The 18,656-nt window shown below is 38.1% G+C and carries 11 protein-coding genes; 7 read left to right on the plus strand and 4 right to left on the minus strand.

From position 1 onward, the window contains the following. Positions 1-226 precede the first annotated feature (226 nt). Positions 227-997, plus strand: a complete 771-nt coding sequence (locus IPP86_00870; protein ID MBL0137063.1) for an abortive infection family protein — start codon at positions 227-229, stop codon at positions 995-997. Positions 998-1,261: 264 nt separating this feature from the next. On the opposite strand, the gene IPP86_00875 is transcribed toward IPP86_00870, so the two are convergent. Then, the gene (locus IPP86_00875; protein MBL0137064.1) at positions 1,262-2,794 is read right to left on the minus strand and encodes a T9SS type A sorting domain-containing protein; all 1,533 of its coding nucleotides are present in this window, start codon (positions 2,792-2,794) and stop codon (positions 1,262-1,264) included. A 434-nt stretch (positions 2,795-3,228) separates the two neighbouring features. Here IPP86_00875 and IPP86_00880 point away from each other — a divergent pair, with 434 nt between their 5' ends. Beyond that, positions 3,229-4,944, plus strand: coding sequence for a T9SS type A sorting domain-containing protein (locus IPP86_00880; protein MBL0137065.1), 1,716 nt, complete (start codon positions 3,229-3,231; stop codon positions 4,942-4,944). Between the two features lie 487 nt (positions 4,945-5,431). On the opposite strand, the gene IPP86_00885 is transcribed toward IPP86_00880, so the two are convergent. Next, on the minus strand, positions 5,432-7,576 hold the full coding sequence (locus IPP86_00885; GenBank protein ID MBL0137066.1) for a T9SS type A sorting domain-containing protein: 2,145 nt from the start codon (positions 7,574-7,576) through the stop codon (positions 5,432-5,434). Between the two features lie 504 nt (positions 7,577-8,080). Beyond that, positions 8,081-8,674, minus strand: a complete 594-nt coding sequence (locus IPP86_00890; protein MBL0137067.1) for a transposase — start codon at positions 8,672-8,674, stop codon at positions 8,081-8,083. 1,471 nt (positions 8,675-10,145) lie between these two features. On the opposite strand from IPP86_00890, the gene IPP86_00895 reads away from it, so the two are divergent. Next, the gene (locus IPP86_00895) at positions 10,146-10,700 is read left to right on the plus strand and encodes a lipocalin family protein (GenBank protein MBL0137068.1); all 555 of its coding nucleotides are present in this window, start codon (positions 10,146-10,148) and stop codon (positions 10,698-10,700) included. An 18-nt stretch (positions 10,701-10,718) separates the two neighbouring features. Here the strand turns inward: IPP86_00895 and IPP86_00900 are convergent, their stop codons facing one another. Then, the gene (locus IPP86_00900) at positions 10,719-12,728 is read right to left on the minus strand and encodes a T9SS type A sorting domain-containing protein (GenBank protein MBL0137069.1); all 2,010 of its coding nucleotides are present in this window, start codon (positions 12,726-12,728) and stop codon (positions 10,719-10,721) included. A 755-nt stretch (positions 12,729-13,483) separates the two neighbouring features. Between IPP86_00900 and IPP86_00905 the strand changes: the two genes are divergently transcribed. From IPP86_00905 to IPP86_00920, 4 genes are all read left to right on the plus strand, one after another. After that, entirely contained in the window at positions 13,484-14,182 is a 699-nt protein-coding gene (locus IPP86_00905; protein MBL0137070.1) for a DUF4386 domain-containing protein, read from the plus strand. A 264-nt stretch (positions 14,183-14,446) separates the two neighbouring features. Further along, positions 14,447-16,630: a tetratricopeptide repeat protein gene (locus IPP86_00910; GenBank protein MBL0137071.1), complete on the plus strand. Its 2,184-nt coding sequence runs from the start codon at positions 14,447-14,449 to the stop codon at positions 16,628-16,630. A gap of 40 nt (positions 16,631-16,670) precedes the next feature. Further along, a complete protein-coding gene (locus tag IPP86_00915) occupies positions 16,671-17,339 on the plus strand; it encodes an FMN-binding negative transcriptional regulator (GenBank protein ID MBL0137072.1) in 669 nt (222 codons plus the stop codon). A 441-nt stretch (positions 17,340-17,780) separates the two neighbouring features. After that, complete coding sequence (locus IPP86_00920; GenBank protein ID MBL0137073.1) at positions 17,781-18,620, plus strand: MBL fold metallo-hydrolase; 840 nt, start codon at positions 17,781-17,783, stop codon at positions 18,618-18,620. Positions 18,621-18,656: the final 36 nt, after the last annotated feature.

An 18,656-nucleotide genomic window follows, 5' to 3' on the forward strand; every position in this document is an offset into this window, starting at 1 on the left:
AACTCAAAGCGTTCCTATTTAATGCATGCCCCTCTTTGTATGATGGGTCTCCAATAACAAAAGTAGTTGGTTTAAAGATAATTCTTTTCAAATTCTGACTCAATTAGAGTCTGGAAGTCTTTACAATTACTCAAATTTCTATCTTTGTCAAGAGGCGCACTACTTTATAATATCTATAGTTTTATTCACCATTCTGAAATTGGCAATCAGAGTATAGCTCAAATAAATGGAAGACTTGATTTCACCAAAATACCAAATGAAACTCGTTATAAGTGTTCACGATGCAATTTTGAAGGAGTTCAAAACTGCCAAAGAGATTTCTTATTATATAAATAAATGGCATAAATCAGAAATTGACTGGAACAATAACTGGGAAAATTTTGTTATTGCAAAAAAGGAGAATACAGAAATCGATCTTTTAGAAACACTTCATAATATTCCTGCCAGTGACCTGCTTAAAATTGCTATTGATCTTGGGGTTGACACACCGGATTTTATTCCTTCAATCCCTACATTTAGAAACGAACTGAAATCAGATTTTAAGACGGCTTATGATACATTTACTAAAGCATTCAAACAAATTGAGTCGGACCCAAGTATTGCAGTTGGTTTAGCAAATTCAGCTCTTGAAAGCATAATAAAGGAAATTCTCAGGGATGGTAGGATTAAAAACAAAATTAATGGCGGAGAAACGTTGCATCGACTATGTTTGATTATTCTTAAAGAATTTAATCTAATTAATGAAGAGCATCCAAAAGAAATTAAAACAATAGCCGGGTCCCTTATTAACATCTGCCAAACTATCGAGAAATTGAGAAGCGAGAAAACTGATTTTCACGGTAAGACTGACGATGATTATTTAATTAAAGATCCTGTTTACACATACTTCATTATCAATGCAGTCACCACGGTAGGACTATTTTTGATTTCATATTATAAAACGAAATTCCCAAAGCTAAAAAGGGAAGCTGAAATTAAGGATGATTTACCTTTCTAAAAACTGAAGATTAAATGCTGCAAAATACAATAAGTTATAGTACCCGCCCAGCTGCGCATGATATGCTACCGCTGCGAAGGACCTCCAAGATCCTTTGCCCTTAAACTGTATGATATTCACCCACTGTTCAACGCTTTTCAGATATGCTAATGTGAGATGGTTTTTAAAAGGGTGAATTGTCCCAATACGCAGGACATCCTCTCTCAAAACGACAGCAACCCAAAAGGACATTTTACACGACAGTCACCGGAAGAAAAAAGAATCTTATTCAACAACAATTACTTTTGTGCTGACATGCATATCATTTGACAGTGATACAAGATAAATACCCGGGGGAAAATCTGTCATTTCTAAATCTATTGTTGTAGGAGCAACCAGGTTGTGTGAATGCAAAATTTTACCATCAGACCGAACCAAAATGAGCTTTTTAAATTCGGATGTCGGTATATTTATTTTTATATGAGCTGAGTTCAGGATCGGATTTGGCGAAACAGACCAATTTTCATCGTATTCTTTTTCATTAATGTTCACGCTTGAACACTCTTCATAATTAGTGATAATTACCGGAGACAATTGATATTCTGTATTAAAAACACTCAGCTGTAGAGCGGAGTCGGAAATACTAATATTAGTTTGATTCAGTTGAATTGGAGTTACATCGTAAAAGTCCGGATCGGGAAGACACCAACAAGGACCACAAGTAGCCGAATCCGGAAAACAGAATTGTATGCCATAATTAGCGTAACTTCTCGAACAAACAAATAATATACTTTGATCCGGTAATACCGCAAGACTGTGAAGATCCGTATACTCGTAAAACAAAGGACCGGGAGATTCAAAAAATGTTTGCGTCCATTCCAATTGTCCATTCGCGGAAACTCTGGCCAGGTACCAGAGGAATTCTAAATTATCCATATCATAATACGAGAACAGAAAACCGCCATCATTTGTCGGGACTACTTTTCCCAATCCAAAAAATGAGATAACAGATTTTTCGTAGGAGCTCATCCAGAGATTATTGCCATTTTGATCCACACTTTTTGCAACAATCCTGTTTTTCCTACCGGACGAATCGCTTCCTTCTGAAACAGAAACAATATTACCATTCGACAATTCGATAGGAAAACCTCCCACGTCAATTTTTGTCCAAACAACCTGAAGTGCAGAGTCCAGGCGAATCAACTTCGGACCAATGGAAAACAAATACCCATCATCTCTGGTTTGCCAAATACCTTTTTGAATATACTGACCGGTTGAATAAAAGTTTTTTCCTGAAATAAAATTACCCAAGGTGTCGAATTTGAAAAAACCCAAACCACCATTATGATTATTTGTGTAAGCTGTTACAATTATTTCCCCTGAATGCGAGAGGAACATTCCCGTTGGGTTAATTTCGAATGAATTTGATTGAAATGTCTTGCTCCAGATTGTATCCCCGTTTTGAGCCAGGTTAAGAAGGAACAACAAATTGGAAGGAGGATAAAATGGAGATTTTTTTCCACCGATAATAGCCCCACCATTTTGAGTGCCAATCAGGAGTTCAGGAACAACACTATCGCTCTGAAAAGTTTGAGACCAGCCAAGATTTGCAAGTGAGTCTTGCCAGAATATAATAAAATTGTATGCTAATGCATTTCTTCCAATCGAAAACATGCCACCATTCGCAGGCGTTGTACGTAAATTTCGCTGTCCAATTTTTTTTACAAAGTAATTTTGCCCTAATAATTCGGCTGGTTGAACGGAAATGAATATTATCAGAAAAAAAAATGAAAATATTGCAACCAACCTGACCTTCATAACAATTAATTTTGGATTACAGTAAATTTTATTTAAACCACCTTCTTTCAAAGATAGGATTTTAAAATTAGTCAGCAATTTGAATGAAATTTTATTTGTTAATCATCGATCCCTCCTCAGCGATATTTCCTTCTGCAAGGGAATTTGACATCCTTCCCACCGGAATGCCTCCAGTCTATATTACGTTTACTATATTTTCCCTTCGGAATTATTTTATATTTGACAAACAAATGCCCGGATTGTTCTTTCTGTTGCCCCGGTTACTCGGCAATAAATGAATGACTGAATAGAATGTTACATTGCACTCAGCAGGAACTGAAGGATCACCTTCTTTTCAATTGTTTGCTAAATGGAATGATCGCTAACACCTGATGGATCTTGCATCTATTTAATTCAAAAACGGAATTTCTTTTTCTGTCTAATCAAATCATTCTATGAAAGCTCTCCTTAGTGTATTACTCGTTCTGATTGGTGGTAAATGCATGTATGCTTCCGATTATTATTGGGTTGGTGGTACCGGAAACTGGAATGATTATGCACTGCATTGGGCCACGACTTCGGGTGGAGCTGTATTTTTTACTTCGGCTCCCGGGAATGGCGATGATGTTTATTTTGACCAGAACTCCTTTTCTTCATCTGCAGACAATGTATTGATAACAGGTAGCGTCCGTTGTCATTCTTTCAATTTTGACAATTCCGCTTTTGCAGAAATACGATCAAATGATTCTACAGCCTTCCTGAATATTTCCGGAGATTATTTAATTAGTCAGCCCTTAAACTTTTCTTTTACCGGGACAATAAGGTTTACCGGAAATTGCAGTATCAGAACGTCTCAATGTTTATTGAATTCAACTCTTGAGTTTGTAAATTATGGTTATACCGCAACCATACTGGACACACTGCATTCTGAAGACAATATTATCATTCATTCCGGATTGTCGTTTTATACTCAGGGTAATGTTCTTTATTTTAATAGTGTAAACCTTCCGGATAATTCCTCCATGGGTAATTATGACATCGATTTTTCGAATTCCATTGTTTACCTGAGAGGGGAGATGCATGCATTTCAAGCGGTTGGAACGATAGATTTTTCTGCAAGCCAATTCATTTTATCTGACATGGCAAGAATGTATTTGAGCGTGCATACACCATTACACGTTGCAAAAATTATTGCAACTCGAGGCGTGAATCAATATCCGATTATTGGCGTGGATGAAATTGACACAATCATTACATCTGCATTATTGTATCTGGAAGAGATCTACCACGTTTCATACCTCGGAGTTACCGGTGTATCGGGTGCAAATCTTGGACTAGATTTTAGCCCGGGATATTATTTTCTGGTGGATTTTATTGACGCCAGTCAGGATTCTTCATCGGCTTTTATCATAGATAACATAGAAGCTGATTTACGTGTACAGAAGCTCATCTCCGCTCAGAATCTTATACTAAATGGTATAAACATACAAACCGGACCTTATGAATTGATCGATTCTTTGTTTGCAGAAAAATCGATAACGATTGACGGCTTCACGCCATCGTATCTTGGTGATCCTTCTGAGTTTTTCGCAGGATACATTGAGGTTCTTGGTGATGGAAACTATTCTACAATACATTGCAATTTATTAAAACTAAGTCCGGGAACCACTCATACATTTCAACCGAATTATCTTTCACAGATTATAGATTCTTTGGTTGCCTATGGAAGTCCGGGTCAGGAAATAACCATTCAGACCCATACTCAGGGATTGGCCGATAGCCTGATCATGAGCAAAAACTTTTGCGGCGACTATCTGAATTTAAGAGATATCGGAATCTTTGGTGGAGCAAGTTATTTTGCAGGTGCCAACAGCTCTGATTTGGGTGGAAATTCAGGCTGGAATTTCGCAGCGTGCTTTACGGCTATTCAAGATGCCGGGGAACATATTCCTTTGGAAATATTTCCATCCATGAATTCCGGAAAAGTCTTTTTCAGTACAACAGTTGATCAGGTGAAAGTGTTTAACCTCAATGGAGAACTGGTTTTTTTCAGAGATATGTTTAATGAATCCGAGTTGGATGTCACATCTCTTTCCAATGACTTTTATATCATTGAAGCGCAGGAATCGGGGTTCGTTAAACATGAAAAAATTGTGCTTTGTAAGAAGTAAGTTTTGAAAATGGGGTTTGGGTGTTATTCCGCGGTGAATGACCTGTAGTGTCCTTTACCAGCTGTCCTGTATTTATTCCCCAAATGCTTCAAGGGATAAATATCCGTAGAAGTATGAGGGAATATTACCAAATCACCTAAAGGATCTCTGCGAGATGACAGCAGGTTATGCTTGTGCATGTCGTCAAGTTCCCGCCGAATTTATTTTATAAAATGAAACAAAGTTTGTTCGGCGGGAACTTGACGACACTATCGTGTACTACGCAATCGTCATCTCGCAGAGATCTTTTAGTTCAATTGATACAAAATTGGTTTCTTAAAAAATAACATTGAAAACGAGGAACAAGCGGAGCACGGGCAAGGCGGAATTGAGATTCTACATGGATTAATATCCCAGTTGTGCGGGTTTTATTCGCCACCGCATAGGATTTCACGCAACAAGCCACCCATGACCTCTATAGCAAAAGATCAATTGTTCCAAATTCACTTCACTCCACTACAACCCGACAAACTTTGATCTCATTCGCTCTATTGATTATCCTACAAAAATAAATACCAGGAGAAAGTGATGAAAGATTTATTGGTTGATCCGGGCTTGCAGAGCCGCGCATTACTATCCGGCCCTGACGATCATAAACATACAGGATATTCGGATAATCTGTAGATTTTAAATTGCTGATATTTATGAGGCCTGATGCAGGATTCGGATATACCTGAACATAATTGTTCTGATCAGAAAGATTCATAACGCTCAGTGGAGTTGAGGTTGTCCATACTCCTCTCCCAAGAGTTGAAACAAATAATTGATCGTGCGAGATGGTAACGCCTGTTGCAATAAAGGGTGATGGACCGGCAAAAGGCTGCCAGTTATCTCCTGAATCGTATGAATACAAAACTCCTGCTTTGCCGCATGCAGCAAACCAGTCGCTGCCCCTTGCAACGATAGAAGTTGGATAGATCTTGGTCCCGTTGATGCTCAGGGGGAGCCCGTTACAAGCAGAAGCCGTCCACGTTGCTCCGGTATCGTTGCTGTAAAAAATTCCTACATCACTTGAAACCACAACTGAATTGTTCAGGGTAAGCATGATGGGGTCATTGTATGACCTAAACGGATCAAAGCCTAAACAGAAGACATGTGTCCAGTTATGATCATTTTGATCAAGACGGAAGATTGTTCCATCCAAAACATCTGCATAGAATAAATGATTGGCATACACACATAAGCTTCCACCCTTATTATTATAACCACAAACGGTTTGTTGTGGTGGAGAATGTACCGACAGCCAGGTATCACCAAAATCGTCAGAGTAATATGTGTTCCATCCGGAAGATGCGAATATTCTATTGCCTTTTTTTGCCATATAAAAAACCATATCCGGCATTATACATGTTGTCCATGTATGGCCGCCATCATAACTTCTGTATACATCGAAGTTTGTTGAAAACAATGTATCACCGATAATTATTTGAGGTGCTTCGTAAAATGATAAATTTGTAAAGGAGTCCCAACTATTTCCATCATTTTTTGTTTCAAATAAAATAAAATAGTCCATACAGTAAATTGCCGAGTCGCTGGAAGAGATACTTATTATTGATGAACCTTTAATTGTATTTGTAATTAATGTTGCTGAGTCATTCGCAGAATTATAAATTGAGAAGGCACTACCGTCAGATGCAAGAAAATTATTATTTCCAAGGCCAACAGAATATTTATATTTTAGAAAACTGGGGAGCAATGAATAATTCGAATTCTCCGGTACAGAATCCCAGGTGGCTCCGAAATCTGTCGTAAATATTAAGTAGGATGATGAAGTGTTGAAACAGAAAGCAGAATCTATTGTCAAGGCAAAAAAATTCTGATGTGAATTGGTTGTTGTAATTGTATTCCAGGTTTGGCCGTAATCAATACTTTTACGGATATTTATATAACCCGGAGTAGTAGAGTCGGTACCAAATACAACAGAATCTATTGCACACTTCCCTCTTACAAGGTTTGCGGTATCAACCCTAATATATGAAATAGTATCTAACCTGGAAAGAAAATAGAAATCATTAAAATTCCCATCTTCCATTACCAGAAACATGTAGTTTTTACCTGTGAATTTTAAATCAACAAAATTATACCCCGACGGCAATTGAAGAAGATTCCATGATAGTCCATAATCATACGTTACGGTTGGGTCATGAAACACATCCAACGCAATGACCTTACCGTAAGCTTCATGCAGAGTGACAGGAGAATAACCATATATGCTTATCAGTATTGGATTGGTCCATGTAAGTCCATTATTAAAACTTGAAACACTAAACGTGGAGTCGTAATATTCGTTTTCTACAAAACCGCTGCTATAAAGCATTATGAGTGTGTCACCTTTTGTATAGATTGACTGAATATTCTTGTTTTCAAATTGCGAATATTGCTGCCAGATATATCCACTATCCGAACTAAAGTACAATCCTTGATGTGTTCCGCAGACAACCACTGTATCATGCTGAATCATACAATTTACACCTACGCCAATAGGGCCGTTTGTTTGCTGCCACTGAGCTTTCGCGTTATTAAAAATAAGGGATAAAACACAGATCAACACAAATGCAATACACTTGTAGCCTTTGGATAAGAAGGGTTTCATGGTAGTTTTTGATCAGGCATGGCCGTTTGTTGTAAATTTATAATAAAAAACGATAAAAACAAGGGACATTTATGTGAATGGAAAAGAAATTAACTTGTTGAGGGTTTGGATGAATTTAATTCCAATAAGTCCGGGCATTGCGAGGTCAATGCTTTTACGTTAAAAAACTAATTTTTTATCAATTGAACTAAAAGATCTCTTCGAGATGACGATTGCGGGTTTATCAAATATGTCGTCCTTTCCCGCCAAATATGTTTTGTAAAATGAAATAATTTTGTTCGGCGGGAAAGGACGACATTTATGGGGACAAACTGTTGTCATCCCGGAGGGATCTTTTAGGTGATTTGGGAATATACTCTCGCTACACCAGCTGTGCCGGATTTACCCCTCCCCGCGCTTCGACGGATATTCATCCGTTGTCCTTTAACTGTGTGATTTTAATCCACCTTGAATCGCTCAACGTGTAGGCACACTTCTAAAATCATTTAAAACTTTTCGAATAATTCAGGGATTGAAGAAATTATAGCTTGAAGTGGTGATCACCGGAGGAGTCAGGCAGTCGATTTCCAATACATTTGGCAAACCATAGTAATTTCTTGCGGAGCTGAACAAATAGTCTTGTTCATTATAGACGATCTTATCCACGACCGGATTTCGGTGGATGTAATTTAGTTTTTGCCAGGTTACCTTTTCTGTATAAAGCTCAATCGCATGGTTTTTATCCTGCCATACTTTGTATTCAGCATTCTTTGGATGAATTTTCGCGGCATATTGAAAGCGGTTGAGCAGCCATTCTCTTCTGCTTTCCTTTTCATTTTTTATTTGGGTGATTAGTGCTTTCGAAGTAAAACGCTTCAGATCTCGTACAACATCCGACAGTTGAATTGGAATTTTGGTATTTGCAATGATGTGCAGATGACTCGGCATGAGACACCAGCCAAAAATGTTTAATCCTTTGTTAAGCTGACAGTATTTGAGAGCATCTACCAATAACATTTTGTGATTGGGACGCGTAAATAAATCGATCCAATCAACAATTGTCATGGTCATGAAATAGGTTTTGTCTTCACGGATATTGTAATGCAATCCTCTTCCCATAAATCATTTATTTTCTTACAAAGTAAACTGTCGTTTTCTTTGTAAAAGAGGTTGGTGTGATTTTCTAGCATTGAATATCCTGCAAAGAAGAGGAGACTCGTTAAAAGGGTAGATTCTGTGGAAAATCGGGATGGTGATATTTGACTGTAGAAGAGCAGCTTTCGGTTTAAGCGCTTTATGAAAGGTATAAAAGAATTTGGAAGTGTGCCGCCACGTTGAGCGATTTAAGGTGGATTAAAATCGCACGGTTAAAGGACAACGGATGAATATCCGTCGAAGCAGGTTTCGGTCGAGACGCTTTATGAAAGTTTTAAATGAATTTGGAAGTGTGCCGGCACGTTGAGCGATTTAAGGTGGATTAAAATCGCACGGTTAAAGGACAACGGATGAATATCCGTCGAAGCAGGTTTCGGTCGAGACGCTTTATGAAAGTTTTAAATGAATTTGGAAGTGTGCCGGCACGTTGAGCTATTCAAGGTGGATTAAAATCACACGGTTAGAATACAACGGATGAATATCCGTCGAAGCAGGTTTCGGTCGAGACGCTTTATGAAAGTTCTAAATGAATTTGGAAGTGTGCTGGCACGTTGAGCGATTCAAGGTGGATTTAAATCACACGGATAAAGGACAACGGATGAATATCCGTCGAAGCAGGTTTCGGTCGAGACGCTTTATGAAAGTTCTAAATGAATTTGGAAGTGTGCCGGCACGTTGAGCGATTCAAGGTGGATTAAAATCACACTTTAGAATACAACGGATGAATATCCGTCGAAGCAGGTTTCGGTCGAGACGCTTTATGAAAGTTCTAAATGAATTTGGAAGTATGCCGATACGTTGAGCGATTCAAGGTGGATTTAAATCACACGGATAAAGGACAACGGATGAATATCCGTCGAAGCAGGTTTCGGTCGAGACGCTTTATGAAAGTTCTAAATGAATTTGGAAGTGTGCCGACATGTTGAGTGATTCAAGGTGGATTAAAATCACACAGCTAGAATACAACGGATGAATATCCGTCGAAGCAGGTTTCGTTCGAGACGCTTTATGAAAGTTCTAAATGAAATTGGAAGTGTGCCGACATGTTGAGTGATTCAAGGTGGATTAAAATCACACAGTTAGAATACAACGGATGAATATCCGTCGAAGCAGGTTTCGGTCGAGACGCTTTATGAAAGTTCTAAATGAATTTGGATGTATGCCGATACGTTGAGCGATTCAAGGTGGATTTAAATCACACGGATAAAGGACAACGGATGAATATCCGTCGAAGCAGGTTTCGGTCGAGACGCTTTATGAAAGTTCTAAATGAATTTGGAAGTGTGCTGATACGTTGAGCTATTCAAGGTGGATTAAAATCACACGATTAAAGGACAACGGATAGATATCCGTCGATGCGAGGCCTAAAAATTTATTCCCGGATACCTGCAGGCTATACCATTCTCTTTCGTAATTTCAAGCAGGAATATTACACATGACAAAAACATTTTCAAGGCGGGTACTGCTTGCATCTTTATTATTAATTTCATTTTTAAGTCTGTTATTTTTCATGACCATAAAAACCGGTTTATCACAAACACTGCAAACGGTCCCGAGCGTGGATTTAAACAAGTATGCAGGCAAATGGTATGAAATTGCTTCCTACCCTCAAATCTTTCAAAAAGGTTGTCATTGCACTACTGCTGAATATACGCTGAGTGAAAAGGGATATGTAATCGTCGAGAATCGTTGTAACAAAGACAGCGTGAATGGCAAGGTTTCTTACATCAAAGGAAAAGCGTTTGTTGAAGAAGGTTCGGGCAATGCAAAATTGAAAGTACAGTTTTTCTGGCCGTTCAGAGCCAAATACTGGATAATTGATTTGGCCGATGATTATAGCTATGCCGTAGTCAGTCACCCGAACAAAAAATATTTGTGGATTTTGTCGCGATCACCAAAGATGGAAGAAGCCGTTTACCTGGAAATTCTTTCCAGACTGAAGGCAAAAGGATTTGATTTATCGATGCTGCAGAAAACTGTGCAGATCTGATTTTTTTCCCGGGTCCAATTATCGTTTGATAAACTTACCTGTTATCACCTTAGCATCTGTACTTATTTTTACAAGATACATTCCAGCCGGAAGAGACGAGACATTTATTTGGCAGAAAGATGTCTGCATTTCACTTTGAAGAACTTCTTGTCCAAGCACATTGCAGATTGAAATTGAATTCACGACAGAAGGTGAATTTATATTCAAAATAGCATTCACCGGGTTCGGATAGAATTGGATTCCGGAGGAGCTGTAGGATGGAATGCCTGTCGGATTACTTGTGACATTCAGTGTGTAATCTTCTGTCTGTCCCATGGACGAACTGATCATACACGAGTTAATCGTGTAATCATAATAGTTTTTTATTACCCGCATCGTTGTTAATCCGGTAAGTGCGGTTGACGGCACACTGATTGTTCCTCTTGCGTGAATAGTATCGATGCCTGTAGAATTGGTTACGCTGCCCATGTCGTATTTTTCTTCGAGATCGTTAAAAAAACCATCCTGATCCCAGTCAATATACACTCTGAAAAAATCGGTGTTAGCACCGCCTGTATATCCCTGGAATGTCGCCGTATAGCTGGAATCGATTTCAACATTTCCGGTGATTGTTGTAAAATCTTCGTAGTCGGCAACGGCGCTCACAGAAGATGCATTATTGATATCGGCGACATTTACAAGTGTAATTGGTTCAACGATATTATTCGGATTGGAAGGATCGCAATACGTATCTGTTAATGTTACAGAAAAACTACAGGTATTTAGAACGATCCCGTTTGTGTCGACCAAATTGTGAACTACTACGGTTGTTCCAATTGGAAACAGCGCGCCGGAAGCCAATCCTGAAACCAATAAAATGCTTGCCATTGGATGAGCGCTACACGTTGTAGTAATAGAATAATTGATTGCTTTTGGACCGGTGAGACTTACATCGTTTATATCTTGCGGACAGGAAACATAGCAATCGGATAATAATGAATCGCTGAAATTAACGACCCATCCGGAGGCAAACATTGCAAACTGATTATCCCAGCCACAAATAAAGTTTCCATCCGGAGAAATTGCAATTGCAGTTCCCAGTAAACCATCTGTTGTAGGGATATTCGTGATACCATGCGCAGCCAATACAGCGCTCAGGAGTACAGGTTCGTTTCCGAGAGAAGGATGATAGATAATTGCATCACGGACGATGTTCGGAAAAGTAATCTGACAATAGCCGACTGCAACACCGTTATCGGAAATGCTTGTAAATGTCGCGAGATCATACCCTGTCGGAACCTGATAGGTAGTAAATGTGTTTGTGGCCAGATCATAAATAAAAGGAACATTATCGCGATCACCCACCATTACATTCGAATTATTGATAGAACTAATCTGATTGGAACTTGATAAAGTTGGCAATGATGCCGGAACAGAATGAATCACCGATCCGGTTGTCATATAAGCGGGAACTCGCATTGTACCGGAAGGCTGCGGATCATACCAGCCGCCAATGATGCCTGAATTATTTACACAGTATCCGGCGCTGTATTCATTTGCCGGATCCGCTATTTCTTCGATAGTACTTGTGGGAACATTGTACAAGAACGCCTGACTATTGCAACAGTCAATAGACATTTGTCCGGTTATATATTCACCATTTTCGGAAATCTGCGCGTTACTTACGCTTGCCTGATCGGTTGCACCCGGAAAATAACCCATTGGATACCAGACACCATTTTTTTTGTATCCCGGTTGGTCCAGAGTTGTATTATTAATAACAATTGGCAAAGTGCCGATCAGATCGCCGTGGTTATTAATCCCGGTCAGAGAAGTGGCGGGAGTATCTATTGGTGTAACTGAGCCGTTTAAAAAAGAATAAACCCCACCTCGCTGAACAGCATTTCCGGAATCATTAATATCATACAGCGAGGTTCCGAAACCCGGAAGGTATCTCAACTCCACCTGCGATGAAGCTGATTGAAAACAGAATAAAAGTAAAACCAGTTGCCAGATTTTAATCATTCGAAAGGAGTAATTTATTTTCATGTAGAATATTTTATTTGTCTTTGTGTAATGTGCGAGCATTATGTTGAAAGCACTGCGGGTTCATTTAATCAGCGATATATTTTTAAGAAATAAATATTCATCAGCGTTAATTATTTATCCTACTCTGATTTGAATTTTCGAAATCTTGTACCACGCATATCCTTCTCTTTTTGTTCCTTTATTAGGGAATAGTGGACTGAGCTCAAAAGTACGATTATTTCTTCTGCTCAGGAGATGTCCTAAATTAAAAGCTCCCTGCCGTGCCGTATTTAGAACCAGCCATGAATTTACTTACTACACCCTTCGACGGATGTTCATCCATTGAATTCTGGCTTTGTGATTTAAATCCACTTTGGATCGCGAAAGATGTAGTTAAGCGACAAATTTCATATAAAAATTCACATCAGGGTTCAAATAAAATTCGACATGCTTCGATGGATGGATATCTGTTAATGCATGAGGGGTGGTTGTTTGCAATTTGTGTACAAAACCTTTGCATTATTAAGAGAATGTTTGCAATTTGAACAATAAGATTTTGCCGGAATCCCAATGCATTTAAAGTATAAATTTATTTGCCGGGAAAAGAATAGAATTAATTGTGTTTACTTGTCAAACTGAAGATATATGCAAAAGTAGCGCATAGTGAATTGTTAGCGGTCAGGCAAGAAAGCAACCCGCAAACTCTATATAACGAAAAATAAATTTAAAGACAAATATATAAAAACGACAATGACTAACTTAAACCCCCAGCAAAAATGATTTCAAATAAAAGTTTAGCACGAATTGCAGGCTTTTGCTATCTAGTTGTAATAGCTACAGGATTATTTTCTGAGGTTTTTGTTAGACAAACATTAACAGTGTCAAACGATGCTTTGACTACCGCTCATAACATTCAAACCAATGAAATGCTTTTTCGTTGGGGTTTTGTTGCTGACCTGATCAATTTTGTAGTTGGCATACCCACAATATTGATCATTTATCACTTTTTCAAAAAGTCAAATAAGATTCTACTTCAAATTGCTTTGTCATTAGTTATTATTCAAACGGCAATTATTGCAGTCAATCTATTAAATCAAATTACTCCATTGTTGCTATTAGCTAATGACACTTACTTAAATACTTTTCAACAAAGCCAATTAGCAACACTTTCCCTTTTGTCATTAAACATTCAATCACAAGGTTATGCAATTGGTTTAGTATTCTTTGGATTTTATTGCATTTTAATGGGATTTGTGATTTACAAAACTAATGCGATGCCGAGAGTTATTGGCGTATTATATGCAATAGCGGGACTATGCTACTTGATAAATAGCTTTACAATGTTTCTCTCAAAGGGATTTGCAAATCCGATTTTCGTCTACCTTGCAATTCCAATTTTTATAGGGGAACTGTCTGTTTGTTTATGGTTGCTAATAAAAGGTATTGACACGACAAAATTAGAAAACAGCAGATGAAAGTTGTTCTACTCAAAAATGCCAGAACCGCTAACAGGCGTTTGGCAAAAAAGCGGGTACAGTGCTTTAATGAAATTTTGTGCTTCGTATCAAGTTCAGTGGTGGCAGACAGTTTAGCGCTTCGCAATCGCCAACTTCTTGTAGCTGCAAACCGTTATACGGCATTCTTGGGCGACATCGGAACTTCAAACCAATTTAGTAGAAAATTTGAGGCGAAGAATAAAGGAGATTGATATGTACTTTGTAGAAGAACTAATTTGATTTATGAAAAAAATATTTATATTTTTCTTTTTGGCATTTACTCAGAAATTTTGTTTTTCTCAAAACAGAATAATGGATTCTCTTAAAACAGAATTACAAAACGCAAGGCAGGATACTACACTTTTACGATTATTCCTTGCTCTTGGTGAAGCATGCGAAATAAAGAACAATATGCTTTATGCAGAGCCCGCAGTGGAACTCGCGGATAAACTTCTTTCACAAAATATAGATGAGAAGCAGCGGAAAATTATTCTGGAGCAAAAATCACGTGCTTATGATTTAATAATTGTTTTTTATACAAAAAACAATAACACCGATTGGAATAAAGTAATTGAGTTCATACAGGCACGTTTAGCCGGCTATGAAAAAGAAGGAAATAAAAGAAGAATTGGCGAAGCGCTTTTGGATATTTCCTATTTGTATTTCTATAAAAGTGATACTGCCGGATATCTTGAGTACACAAATAAAAGTTTAGCTGTATTTTTTGAAATAAAAGACACCGTTTTTCTTTTAAATGGCTATTGGGGATTGTCTCAATATTTTTTATCAATAGGTAATTATCAGCAAGCTTTAAAATCAATTCAGTCTGCTATAGAAATTTCAAAGGAGATGAATTACAAAAAAGGAGAAGCCTTCTCGTTAGCGCAATTAGGAGACATGTACAGGGATAATGGCGAAAACGCACAGGCATTGGAAAACTATCAGAATTCACTTTCAATTTTAAATGAAACAAAAGACACGAATGATTTATTTAACGTACTTGCTGCTGTAGGCGGGTTTTATTATACACTTCATAATGTTGACAAGGCGCTTGAATATTACAACAAGCTGATAGCAATATGCAATTCAAAAAAAGACATTGACCATACTATTGGTTCTGTATATAAGTGGATCGGCTTAGTACATAGAGATAATAATGATTTCAGAAATTCCCTTTTGTATTTTGAAAAAAGTTTGGCAGTGTTTGACTCAACAAAAAACAAAGGGCAAGTCATTGATGTGCTCAATGAAACGGGTACAGTTTATTATATGCAAGGTGATTTTGTAAAAGCCATTGAATGTCATTTGAAGTCATTAAAAATTGCGGAAGAATTACCAGCGGAAAACGAAATTGCACGATGTCATCATTTACTTGCCAAGGATTATTTTGGCAAGAAAAATTACCGGACAGCTAAAGAATACAGCCACCGCGCCATAGCTGTTCTGGAAAAGCAAATTGATATAAAACAAAGAAGTGAAGCGGAGTTATTGGCTTCTCAAATTGATTCGGCAAGCGGTAACGGTACGGATGCTTATGAACATTACAAGCAATATGTTTTGCTCAGTAATAAACTAAAAGGTGACGAAATACACAAAGCGGCACAGAAAGAAAAATTTCAAAATGAATCTGATAAACAAAAGGCGGAACAGGAAAAGAAAGATGCTGTTGCAAAAGCGGAATTACAAAAACAAAAATTCGTTCGAAATGGGTTTATTGGTGGCTTTGCAGCAATGGTTTTGTTTGCCGGGATATTTTTTGCTCAGCGAAATAAAATCAGGAAAGGTAAAAAGAGAAGTGATGAATTATTGTTAAACATTCTTCCGGAAGAAGTTGCAGAAGAACTAAAAGCGAAAGGCAGTGCAGAAGCAAAACAGTTTGATGAAGTAACTGTCATGTTTACCGACTTCAAAGGATTTACACAGATATCTGAAAAACTTTCTGCACAAGAATTAGTTGCTGAAATACATACTTGTTTCAAGGCATTTGATAACATCATTTCAAAGCACAACATCGAGAAAATAAAAACTATTGGCGATAGTTACATGTGTGCAGGAGGGTTGCCTGTTATCAATAAAACAAACGCAACCGATGTTGTAAAAGCGGCACTCGAAATTCAACACTTTATGAAACTTCATTCGGAGCATAGAATTATTGAAGGCAAAGATCTTTTTGAAATAAGAATTGGCATTCATACTGGTCCGGTTGTAGCGGGAATTGTTGGCGTCAGAAAATTCGCTTATGATATATGGGGTGATACGGTGAATATTGCATCGAGAATGGAGAGCAGTGGAGAAGCGGGAAAAGTAAATATCAGCGGCAGCACTTATGAATTAGTGAAAGAAAAATTCAATTGTGCACATCGTGGAAAAATTCAGGCGAAGAATAAAGGGGAAATTGATATGTATTTTGTGGAAATTGTTTCCTAATATAAGTTGCACAACACACAACAACATAAGCAAATAACGAATGTATAATTTTTCATATTTCAAAGAGAAAGACAAAAAGACAATTTTGGATTTCATAGAAGAAAACCCGTTTGCTTTTATGACCGGAAGTTTTTTGTCGGGTGCGCAAGTCGGAACACAAATTCCGGTTTTGCTTGATGAAAGAAATGGCGAACTGTTTTTGCAAGGACACATTATGCGAAACACTGACCATCACAAAGCATTCGTGGAAAATCCAAACGCATTACTTGTATTCACAGGACCGAGTTGTTATGTAAGCGCTTCCTGGTATAGCAATCCACATATTGGTTCAACCTGGAACTATATGAGTGTTCACGTAGCCGGACAAATAACATTTATGTCGAATGAAGAGTTGAAACAATTTATGCGAAGACTTACTTTGAAATTTGAAAAGGGCGATACAGCATCATTGACATTTTACGACAACCTTCCCGACGAATTTCTGAACAAAATGATGCCAGCCATAGTTGGTTTTGAAATTAAAGCGGAGAAAATTGAGAATGTTTTTAAACTTAGTCAAAACAGAGATGAAAAAAGTTATCTCAATATTATTTCAAAACTGGAAGAACAAGGAGGAAATAGCGCTTTGATTGCATCAGAAATGCGGAAGAGAAAATCAGAACTTTTTCCTGATGGTGTTGAATGGGACGGTTCAAAATTCGACTCGTAAGAACCAGCGAAGGGTTAACAACTCCTGGATTCTATGAGAGGTATTTGCAAGTTTGACCATCTCAGCTGAGCCGGATTTATCCCACACGCGCTTCAACGGATGCATATCTGTCGAAGAAGGTTTCTGTTGAAGCGATTTATGAAAGTTTTAAAAGAATTTAGAAGTGTGCCGACACGTTGAGCGATTCAAGGTGGATTAAAATCACACAGCTAGAAGACAACGGATGGATATCCGTCGAAGCAGCGGAGTCATGTAAGAACCTCATTCTTTCGGATTTTTAATATGCGCTGCACTGAGCAAACTAACCCCGGGCACAGCGAGGAACGAGCGGAGCACGGGTGATGCGGGATTGAATAGGACAATTTTGTCGTTCCAAAAAAACCGGACCTTCATACAACATTTTCAATTACATACTAAGAAAAAATTTCCGTCCTTTACAAAATGTCTTTACAGATTGCGTCGATTAATTCAGGAAGTAACGGGAATTGCTATTATGTCGGGAACGGCAATGAAGCGATTCTGGTTGATGCGGGGATTTCCTGTAAAGAAACGGAGCAGCGTATGGAGCGACTGAATTTGTCGATGGAAAAAGTACGCGCCATTTTTGTTTCCCACGAACACATCGATCACATTCGTGGTGTGAGTCAGCTCAGCAAGAAATATGCTCTTCCTGTTTACATCAATCCCGGAACTTTACGCTATTCAGGAATTCGCGCGAACAAGGAAAATATTTTTCATTTTAATCACCATGAAAAAATATCTATTGGTGATCTCACTATTGTTCCTTTCAACAAACACCATGATGCGCAGGATCCTGTGAGTTTTATCATTGAGCACGAGGGAATCAAAGCCGGTGTGATTACTGACATTGGCGTTGTGTGTAAAACGGTGATTCATTACTTCCGGCAATGTCATGCGTGCTTCCTGGAAAGTAATTATGACGAACAGATGTTAGAGGAAGGTGGATATCCGAAACGGTTAAAGAAACGTATCAGCGGTGGGCGAGGACATATCTCCAATGTAGAGGCATTGGAGCTTTTCAAAAAGCACAAAGCCGGCTATTTGAATCATTTACTGCTGGGACATTTGTCTCAAGTCAACAATCGTCCGGAACTTGTGGAAGAATTGTATCAATCCTATCAGGACGATCTGACCATTGCAGTTGCTTCCCGTGACAAAGAATCAAACCTTTTCGAAATTGATCATCCGGTAAGAGGAAAAATTATTCCGCTGTCTGTGAATAAAGAATCAAGGCAATTGGATTTGTTTTTTCAGGAGTGATGCCGTAGAATTCCGACAAAATTTACGATCAATATA

Source organism: Bacteroidota bacterium (assembly GCA_016720935.1).
GTDB lineage: Bacteria > Bacteroidota > Bacteroidia > AKYH767-A > 2013-40CM-41-45 > JADKJP01.